Origin of the sequence: Shewanella sp. 10N.286.52.C2 (assembly GCF_002874545.1) — a bacterium.
In the GTDB taxonomy this organism is placed as follows: domain Bacteria; phylum Pseudomonadota; class Gammaproteobacteria; order Enterobacterales; family Shewanellaceae; genus Shewanella.
In genome coordinates this window covers 1-1,392 of the sequence record NZ_MCTV01000081.1, presented here as the reverse complement: position 1 = coordinate 1,392, position 1,392 = coordinate 1, and the positions used below count along the sequence as shown (strand labels likewise).

Genomic DNA, 1,392 nt, shown 5'->3' with positions numbered 1-1,392 from the left:
CATTAATTACCGAAAATTAACTAATAACTAAAGCCTAGTAGAGTGTTTAACATTTAGCCAACTAGAATGGGTGGCCTTGCTATTTAGCTGACGATGCTAAGGGATCTATGCGGCTAGTAAAAAATGTAACTGCTCTGCACACATCGAAAAAGCGTAAGATCTTACGCCGATATTTACACTATAAAGGTATCACTCGGGCTTGTTCAACACTTGGGATAAGGACGCGGCTACGCGCGGCCTATACTTATCTGTTATATACCGATTGCAATTGCTCTGTACAATTTAACACACTCTTGGATCAGCTTTTTTACCTGCACGCCAAACGAGGAAAAAAAACATCACTAAATAAACAGGTGTTTCAACAAAAGTATCATACGTGAGCCACTGTTCTTCTGTTAATTGAGTTGCAACACTAAAATTCATTACTGCCATACATAAACCGATCAATGCTAAGCCTAGGACAAAGTACCTATGTTGAATGGGGGAGTTTACGTAGCGCTCAAAACGGGTGCCAAAGTAACCACCTTTATTAAACACTCCATCTACCATAAGTGCTGATGCGCTGAGCAACCCCATAAATGTGCCCTTAAGTTGCACTAAATACTCACTTTGAAAGGCAATGGCAAATATTGCTGATACTAAGAGCATCATCGTTCCGAATACTGCAAACCCACCTAGTAAGTCGACTTTAACAAAGCGTTGGATAATAACGAGTGCTACCCCTAAGAACACGCCCGTAAATGCAGCCATTTTTAAGTCTCCAGTCACTTTTGCTACCACAAAAAATGCCGCTCCAATGCCTATATCAGCGAAAATAGAAGGTTTGTTTTTTCGCCATTTTTCACTTTGAAGTTTTCTTTTCTCATTTGCCTCTATTGGATTGTCAGAAACACCTAAATTTTCTAGTTTTTTAGTTGCAAAGTGAATGTCTTTACCTGGGTGACTTTCATAAATTAAGTCACTTCCTACCCTAACTTCGATACCGACACTCAACCAACTAAAGTAACCAACGGAAACTATTACTTCTTTAGTTCGATTGTTTGGTTGGCTGATAGGTTGAAACTTATGCACAACCACTTTGAAATCACCATCAAATGAATGTGTACATTTGTCTACTAGTGTTCCATTGCAAAATAGCTGTGACGTATAAGTTTTAAGTGAAAAGGAGTATTTCACTTCATAATCATTACCTTCGTATTGAAAAGGTCTTTTGTAAGTCCATAAACACATAGTCATCCTGATTGTTCCTCTTCCTATTTTTTTAAATTTTTAACTTCGCTAGTGAAATTCGAATGTATCTTCGGGCTGCACTTCGAAAACTCTCTAAGGTATATAACGATTTAGTTCACGAGCCGAAGGTCTCGTGTAACGACTTGTTCTTTACTTTCGGAG

1 protein-coding gene is annotated in these 1,392 nt (G+C 38.4%); it reads right to left on the bottom strand.

Annotated features, from left to right (window positions below; translation table 11 throughout):
- Positions 1-282: 282 nt before the first annotated feature.
- A complete protein-coding gene (locus tag BCU94_RS19350; protein ID WP_133149813.1) occupies positions 283-1,230 on the bottom strand; it encodes a hypothetical protein in 948 nt (315 codons plus the stop codon).
- Positions 1,231-1,392 lie beyond the last annotated feature (162 nt).

Coding starts and splice junctions, on each gene's coding strand:
- BCU94_RS19350 (WP_133149813.1), bottom strand. CDS start 1,230: ATGTGTTTATGGACTTACAAAAGACCTTTTCAATACGAAGGTAATGAT.